This window comes from Arthrobacter sp. TB 26, from assembly GCF_000427315.1.
Taxonomy (GTDB): Bacteria; Actinomycetota; Actinomycetes; order Actinomycetales; family Micrococcaceae; genus Arthrobacter.
In genome coordinates, this window is record NZ_AUPJ01000375.1 from 1 (window position 1) to 6,976 (window position 6,976).

The window sequence follows — 6,976 nt, forward strand, 5'->3', positions numbered from 1 at the left end:
GTCCTGCTGGCGCTGCCGGTCCAGGGCGTCCACCCGGGCCGATTCCAGCGCAACGGTCGAGTTCTTGAGGTTCGCGAGCTGGTCCACCAGCACAGTCCGCTGCGCTTTTGCCTCGGACACAGCCTTCCGCTGGGCATCGCTGGCCCGCTCGGCGTCGAGCTTCCGTGCCTCCGCTGTCCGCGCTGCCTCGTCCGCGGCCCGGTTGGCGTCAGCGGCGGCAGCCGTCAGGGACGCGGCGGCCACAGCGGCGGTTTCCGCCGACTGGAAGGCCCGGGTGCGGCCGGCTGTGACCGCCTCGAGGGTGGCGGCCTGCTGCAGGGCGTTCCCGCTGCCGCTGACAAAGCTGCTCAGGGCCGGATTCAGCCCGCCGTTGCGGTAAAGATCGCCGGCGAGCTGGCCGATCTGTTTGCGCGTTTTCTGCTGCTCGGCCCCGGCTGCCGCAGCCCTGGCGGCGGCAACCGCGGCGGCGTCGCGCCGGAGCTGGAGCTCCACGAGCGCTTCGCCGTAGGCGTTATTGGCCTCAAGGGAGGCGGCGAGGCTGGCGTCCTGGGCCGCGGAGGCGTCCGCCAGGAGCCGGTCGATCGTGGTGACCTGTGCCGCCGTCGCGCTTTCACTGGACTTTGCGGCGGCAATCTCGTCCGGAGAAGGAACGTCCGGCGCAGCCGGGACTCGTTCTGCCGGGACCTGGAAAGCCGGCGGGAGCGGGGCTGCGTTTGCGGGAAGGGCCAGGGTGCCCAAGAGTGCGACGGCGGCGCACAGTGCGGCCGTCTTTCGGCCGGAACCGGTCCAAGTCATGGGCAAACCTCGCTGCAGTGTCGGGCTGGAGCGGGTGGCGTGGCTTCCTGCGCGTGAAAAACCCGCGGCTGAACCCCCAGCACGGTCGAGGCTACGTGCCAATTGCCACTTTGGCAACATTGGTCACATCAATAACATAAACAACAACTATGTCATTTGGTCACATTTCGGCGGGGCGTGTCGGCTGTGTCGTCCGCTGCGCACACCTCTCCGGAGCTTCCGGAGCTTCCGGAGCCTCCGGAGTCAGGCGTGCTGGTGCGATTCGTGCTCCGCGTGGGAGGCCGGTTCCAGCTGGAAGGTGCAGTGCTCGGTGTCGAAGTGTGAGCCCAGGCAGCTGACGAGCTTGTCCAGGACCTGGTCGGCGCCGCGGGCACCCAGGGCCGCGTCCTCCACCACCACGTGGGCTGAAAATACGGGCACGCCGGAGGTGATGGTCCAGATGTGGATGTCGTGCACCGACACCACACCCTCCACGGCCAGGATGTGCTCGCGGATCAATTGCACGTCCACCCCCTTGGGCGTCGCCTCGAGCAGCACATCAACCACATCGCGGAGCAGGTGCCAGGCCCGCGGCAGGATCATCAGCGCAATGACGATCGAGGCGATGGTGTCCGCCGCCTGGTATCCGGTGATCATGATGACCACTGCGGCGGCGATCACGGCGAAGGAGCCGAGCAGGTCGCCCAGGACCTCGAGGTACGCGCCGCGGACGTTGAGGCTTTCCTTCTGGGCGCCGCGCAGGATCAGCAGGGACACGAGGTTGGCGACGGCGCCCAGGACGGCGGCGTACAGCATGACGCCGGTCTGGACCTCGGGGGCGGAGCCAAGCCGGCGGATGGCTTCCGTGAAGATGACCACCGAGATGACGATCAGCACGAGGGCGTTGGCCAGGGCGGCCAGCACCTCGGCGCGCTGGTAGCCGTAGGTCCGCTGGTCGCTGGCGGGCCGGGCGGCGATCCACGCGGCCAGCAGGGCGATGAAGACTCCGGCGGCGTCGGAAAGCATGTGGCCGGCGTCCGCCAGCAGCGCGAGGGACCCGGAGACCAGCGCCCCGACGATCTGGATCAGGACGACCGCGAGGGTGATCGCCAGGACGGCGACCAGGCGCTTCCGGTGCCTGGCAGTGCCAGTGACAGAGAGGCCGTGTGAGTGGCTGTGGTCGTGTCCCATGCCTACAAGGCTAGCCCCAGCCGAGCTCGTGCAGGCGCTCGTCACTGATGCCGAAGTGGTGCGCGATCTCGTGGACCACGGTGACCGTCACTTCCTCGATCACGTCCTCGCGGGATTCGCAGATGTCCAGGATCGGCTCGCGGTAGATGGTGATGCGGTCCGGCAGCGAGCCGGCGTCCCACCACGAGTCCCGTTCGGTCAGCGGCACACCCTCGTAGAGGCCCAGCAGCACGGTGTCCGGGTCCTCGCCGGGCTGGGGTGTGTAGTCGTCCTCGATGAAGATGGCCACGTTGTTCATGGTCTTGGCGAGTTCCGGCGGGATCCGGTCCAGGGCGTCGCTCACCGCGGCCTCGAAGTCGGTCTCGGACATCGGGAACGGTCCGTGACCGTGCCCGCCGTCGTCCGGGCTGTCCGGAATGATGGGCAGGCCTGGCGGCAGGGTAGCGGGCATAGCTGAAACTCTAGCGCCGTATCAGCGGGACCTGCGCCGTGTCAGCCCCACCCCCACGAGGCAGATGGCACCGCCCACCAGGCCCCAGACGGTGGGGATTTCGCCGAGTACCAGCCAGGAGATGAGGATCGTGGTCCCGGGCACCAGGTAGGTGGTGGCGGCGAGCCGGCCGGCGTCGATAAGGGACAGCGCGTAGGCCCAGGTGGTGAAGGCGATCGCGGTGGGGAAGACGCCAAGGTAGACGAGTCCCAGCGTGGCCGGCAGCGGGGCCGCCTGCAGCTCGGTGACCAGCTGCGCGCTGAAGGGGAGGCAGCAGATCGCGCCGACCATGATCCCGAACCAGGTGGCCTGGGCCGCGGGGAACTTCCGCAGCACCGGCTTCTGCACGATGACGCTGACTGCGGCGAGGGCCGCCGCCAGCAGGCAGAGCAGAACCCCGGCGACGTCCGCCGTCGACCGTTGCCCGGAGCCGAGCGCGATCACGGCGACTCCGCCAAAGGCGACGAGGCTGCCGATGATCAGCCAGCGCGGGAAGCCCTCCTTGAGGATTACACCGGCCATGATGGCGACCAGGATCGGGTTCACGTTGATCAGCAGGGCGGCCGTGCCCGCGTCGAGAAGGTGCTCTGCGGCGTTCAGCGCGACGTTGTAGCCGCCGAACCACATCACGCCGTAGGCCAGGATGGGCCACCATTCGCGGTCCCGGGGGAGATTCTTGTTCTTCAGGAGTTGTGGCAACACCACAGCTCCCAGCACGACGGCGGCAATCGCCAGCCGGCCCAGGGTCAGGGAGCCGGGGGAGAAGCTGGGCCCGACGGCCCGGATGCCAACGAAGGCTGAGGCCCACAGGACGACGGTGACGATCACGGCGGCGATGCCGAGCCCGCTGATCTGGCCCGGCTGGAGGGCTTGCTGTGCGGGCTGGGCGGCGGGAGCGTGCGGCGGCACTTCGTGGGTGCTGTCCGGTTGGGGTGAGCCCGTGTGGGCGGTTGTTGCCATGCTGCCAATCTAGTCCGTGCCGGGCCTCGGGGACTGGCGGAAATCGGCCACGTCTAGTCGAGTTCCTGCCATCCGCGGCCGGTCCGTCCCCGTCGGCTTACCGGAGGGGCCGGGCGGCGGCCTGGATGGCCGCGGCGACCTCGTCGAGGGCGGCCGATCCGTGCCGCCACTGCTGCCAGTGGAGCGGCACGTCGACGTGCGCTGCGGGGTCCAGGGAGACCAGTGTGCGGCGCTTAAGTTCCTCCGAGACCTCAATTTCGGGGAGCAGTCCCCATCCCATGCCCCAACGGATGGCTTCACCGAACTCGTGGGCAGCCGGGACGTAATGCCTCGGCGGCTGGAGTGCCTTGCGGCTCACGCCCCGCAGGTACCGGTCCTGCAGGTCGTCCTTGCGGTCGAAGACGATGACCGGGGCCTCGGCGAGCGTATCCGCCAAGGCCCCGGCGGGGAACCACCGGGCGGCGAAGTCCGGAGTGCAGACCGGCAGGTAGCGCATCACACCCAGGCGCCGGGAGGAACAGCCCGGCGCCGCCTTGGCCGTGGTGGTGATGGCGGCGGCCGCGGCGCCGCTGCGGAGGAGCTCCAGCGAGTAGTCCTGGTCCTCGCGCAGAATCTCCAGCTGGACTTTGCCCGCCACCGCGGCCAGGCCGGGCAGCGCCCAGGTGTGCAGTGAATCGCTGTTGATGACCAAAGTCAGCCGGGCGAGGGAGGGCTGGGCGCCGGGCTGCAGCTCTTCGGCCAGGTCGGCGGAGAGCATGTCCAGCTGCCGGGCGAAACGCACCACCGCGTGGCCGTGCGGGGTGAGTTCGACGGGGCGGGTCCGTTTCAGCACCGGGCGGCCGACGGCCACCTCGAGGGCGCGGACGCGCTGGCTCACTGCCGACGCCGTGACCGAGAGGTGGCTGGCGGCGGCCTCGAAGCTTCCGAGCGCCACGATGGCTGCCAAGGTCCGGGCCTGGTCAGGATGGATGTCGATCATTAGCTCATCTTATGTTGGCCAAGAATTATTAACTGGCTTCATGTTTCCCGGGCCCCTAGCGTGGGACGGGTGATCCTCTCTCTCGTGTCGGGCCTGGCAAGCGGGCTGTCCCTGATCGTCGCCATCGGTGCCCAAAACGCCTTTGTGCTCCGCCAGGGCGTCCAGCGCTCGCACGTCGTGCTGGTTGTTGCCGTCTGCGCCCTGTCCGACCTCGTGCTGATCGTCCTGGGTGTGGCCGGGGTGGGCGTCCTCATCGAGCGGGCGCCCGCAGTTCTCGAGGTCGTGCGCTGGGCGGGTGCCGCCTTCCTCCTGGCGTACGGGGCGATGGCAGCACTGCGGGCCATCCGCGGAACGCAGGCCTCCCTGCCTGGTGCCGGGCGGAACGGAACCTGGGCGGCCGCGCTGGGGACGTGCCTCGCGCTGACCTGGCTCAACCCCCACGTCTACCTGGACACCGTCCTGCTGCTGGGGTCCCTGGCCGGCACCCACGGACCCGACGGGCGGTGGTGGTTTGCTGCCGGCGCTGGGCTGGGCAGCATCGTGTGGTTCGCCGCCCTCGGCGCCGGTGCCCGGTTTCTCGCGCCGGTGTTCGCCCGGCCCGGCAGCTGGCGCGTGCTCGACGGCGGCATCGCCTTGGTCATGGTCACCCTGGCTGTCATGCTCGTAGCCTGAACTTGTCGGCCGTCCCGCACGGCACTTCTCAACACCTACTAAGGAAACTCCCATGTACGTCCCCGCGCATTTCGCCGCCGACCAGGCCGCCATCAACGAACTGCTCTCAAACCCCGGGGCAGCCAACCTGGTGACATCGACGGAGCGCGGCCTGCTCGCGACGCTGCTGCCCTTCGTCTATGACCCGGACGCCGGCGACCACGGAGCGCTGCTGGGCCATGTTGCCCGCAACAACGACCAGTGGCTGCTGCCGGCATTGGGGGAATCCCTCGTCATCATCCAGCGGTCCGATGCCTACATCTCCCCGTCCTGGTACCCGTCCAAGGCCGAACACGGCCGGGTGGTGCCAACCTGGAACTACACCACCGCGCACGTCTACGGCCGGCTTGTCATCCATGACGACCCGGCCTGGGTGGAGAACCTGGTCCGGCGGCTGACCACGCTGCACGAGGCACCGTCGGCGGACCCGTGGGCGGTGGACGACGCCCCCGCCCGCTTCATCGCCGGCCAGCTCCGGGCGATTGTCGGCGTCGAACTTCTCATCACGAGGGTGGAAGCGAAACGGAAGCTCAGCCAGAACCGGCCGGCCGCCGACATTGACGGCGTCATCGCCGGGTTGCGGGCCGGGGGAGACCTGGAATCGGCCGGCGATGTCGAGCGGGCGCAACAGGACCAGATCCGGCGGACCTGACCGCCCACGGGCCGNCGGCCGCCGATTTTGGATAATCCGGGGGTGTGCCCTTATAGTTTTATAGTCCAGTTCGGAGGAACCCGAAAGGACAAAAATGAACGGCTTCGGCCCTTAATTTTTGCCCTTTGTTTCAGTGGTTTTAACCGGATGGCGTCCTGGCCCCCATCGTCTAGCGGCCTAGGACACCGCCCTTTCACGGCGGCGGCACGGGTTCGAATCCCGTTGGGGGTACGCAAGGAACTGGTCAAACCGGATGTGAAAGTCTGGTAGGCTAAAGGCCTTGAAAAATTGCGGTAGCGATACTGCAGCAAGAAAATAGCAAGGCCCTGTAGCGCAGTTGGTTAGCGCGCCGCCCTGTCACGGCGGAGGTCGCGGGTTCAAGTCCCGTCAGGGTCGCTCTGATTGCCAGAAGAAATTCCGGCTGTCATGGTGATATGTCACCTAGGCTCTGTAGCTCAGTTGGTAGAGCGTTCGACTGAAAATCGAAAGGTCACCGGATCGACGCCGGTCGGAGCCACCACTGGGAAGCATCAGTTCTTCGGAACTGGTGCTTTTCTTCTTTAACCCCATCGATTGCTCCGTAACTGCCGTTATGGGGGCCCAAAAGGGCCGTTACGGAGCAATCGATGGGGGTCGAGGGCGGCGACCGGTTTGTGGGCCGGCCCGCCCGCCGGGCTAGACTCGCACGCTGGGGAAAGAACGCCACGACCGCCGGCAGCCTGATCGGGCCAGCGGTGCAATCTCAACCGAAAAGTGATTCCTACACGTGATTTCTAAGAATGCTGCACGCCCGCTGACCGTATTCACCCTTCTCGCAGCCCTGGCACTCACCGCCTGCTCCGCGCCGGAAGCCGGCAGTGCGCCGTCGTCCGCGGCCGCCAGCCCCGCACCGTCGACCGCGACGGCGAGCCCCAGCAAGTCCTCCGGCCCCTGGGGCGACTTTGCCACGGCGGCGGAGGCCTGCACCAAGATTTCCGAGCAGGCCACCGGCTCCACCCTGCTGCCCCTGACGGCTTCACAGGGCACGGCTGCCGAACTGGAGAAGACCAAAGCCGAACTGAGCCGCACCGCGGAACGAGCCCCCGACAGCATTAAGGCCGACTTCACGACCCTCAGCCAGGTGGCCATCGCCGGCATCAAAGACCAGACGATTTTCTCCAGCGGCAAACTCCAGGACGCCATGGCTCCGGTGCAGGGCTGGCTCGCCGCCAACTGCACG

The 6,976-nt window shown here is 67.9% G+C and carries 7 protein-coding genes, 3 tRNA genes and 1 pseudogene; 6 read left to right on the top strand and 5 right to left on the bottom strand.

Features of this window, described 5'->3' with window-relative positions; all coding sequences use genetic code 11:
• The 5 genes and pseudogenes from K789_RS0114530 to K789_RS0114550 form a co-directional block, all read right to left on the bottom strand.
• Nucleotides 1-795: pseudogene (locus K789_RS0114530) on the bottom strand (glycoside hydrolase); the annotation flags it as partial.
• A gap of 243 nt (nucleotides 796-1,038) precedes the next feature.
• Entirely contained in the window at nucleotides 1,039-1,965 is a 927-nt protein-coding gene (locus K789_RS0114535; protein WP_024367389.1) for a cation diffusion facilitator family transporter, read from the bottom strand.
• Between the two features lie 10 nt (nucleotides 1,966-1,975).
• On the bottom strand, nucleotides 1,976-2,416 hold the full coding sequence (locus tag K789_RS0114540) for a metallopeptidase family protein (protein WP_024367390.1): 441 nt from the start codon (nucleotides 2,414-2,416) through the stop codon (nucleotides 1,976-1,978).
• A gap of 21 nt (nucleotides 2,417-2,437) precedes the next feature.
• Complete coding sequence (locus tag K789_RS0114545) at nucleotides 2,438-3,415, bottom strand: DMT family transporter (protein ID WP_024367391.1); 978 nt, start codon at nucleotides 3,413-3,415, stop codon at nucleotides 2,438-2,440.
• 97 nt (nucleotides 3,416-3,512) lie between these two features.
• The gene (locus K789_RS0114550; protein ID WP_029705106.1) at nucleotides 3,513-4,394 is read right to left on the bottom strand and encodes an ArgP/LysG family DNA-binding transcriptional regulator; all 882 of its coding nucleotides are present in this window, start codon (nucleotides 4,392-4,394) and stop codon (nucleotides 3,513-3,515) included.
• A 69-nt stretch (nucleotides 4,395-4,463) separates the two neighbouring features.
• Between K789_RS0114550 and K789_RS0114555 the strand changes: the two genes are divergently transcribed.
• From K789_RS0114555 to K789_RS0114580, 6 genes are all read left to right on the top strand, one after another.
• Nucleotides 4,464-5,066 carry a LysE/ArgO family amino acid transporter gene (locus tag K789_RS0114555; RefSeq protein ID WP_024367393.1) on the top strand — a complete coding sequence of 201 codons (603 nt, stop codon included), beginning with the start codon at nucleotides 4,464-4,466 and terminating at the stop codon, nucleotides 5,064-5,066.
• Between the two features lie 52 nt (nucleotides 5,067-5,118).
• Nucleotides 5,119-5,757: an FMN-binding negative transcriptional regulator gene (locus K789_RS0114560; RefSeq protein ID WP_024367394.1), complete on the top strand. Its 639-nt coding sequence runs from the start codon at nucleotides 5,119-5,121 to the stop codon at nucleotides 5,755-5,757.
• A 158-nt stretch (nucleotides 5,758-5,915) separates the two neighbouring features.
• Nucleotides 5,916-5,988: transfer RNA gene (locus K789_RS0114565), tRNA-Glu, on the top strand.
• Nucleotides 5,989-6,079: 91 nt separating this feature from the next.
• Nucleotides 6,080-6,153 (top strand) — tRNA-Asp (locus K789_RS0114570).
• 48 nt (nucleotides 6,154-6,201) lie between these two features.
• A tRNA-Phe gene (locus K789_RS0114575) sits at nucleotides 6,202-6,277 on the top strand.
• A 246-nt stretch (nucleotides 6,278-6,523) separates the two neighbouring features.
• Nucleotides 6,524-6,976 (top strand): hypothetical protein (locus tag K789_RS0114580; RefSeq protein WP_035739884.1); only part of this gene is annotated, 453 nt, incomplete at its 3' end.

Coding starts and splice junctions, on each gene's coding strand:
- K789_RS0114550 (WP_029705106.1), bottom strand. CDS start 4,394: ATGATCGACATCCATCCTGACCAGGCCCGGACCTTGGCAGCCATCGTG.
- K789_RS0114535 (WP_024367389.1), bottom strand. CDS start 1,965: ATGGGACACGACCACAGCCACTCACACGGCCTCTCTGTCACTGGCACT.
- K789_RS0114540 (WP_024367390.1), bottom strand. CDS start 2,416: ATGCCCGCTACCCTGCCGCCAGGCCTGCCCATCATTCCGGACAGCCCG.
- K789_RS0114560 (WP_024367394.1), top strand. CDS start 5,119: ATGTACGTCCCCGCGCATTTCGCCGCCGACCAGGCCGCCATCAACGAA.
- K789_RS0114545 (WP_024367391.1), bottom strand. CDS start 3,415: ATGGCAACAACCGCCCACACGGGCTCACCCCAACCGGACAGCACCCAC.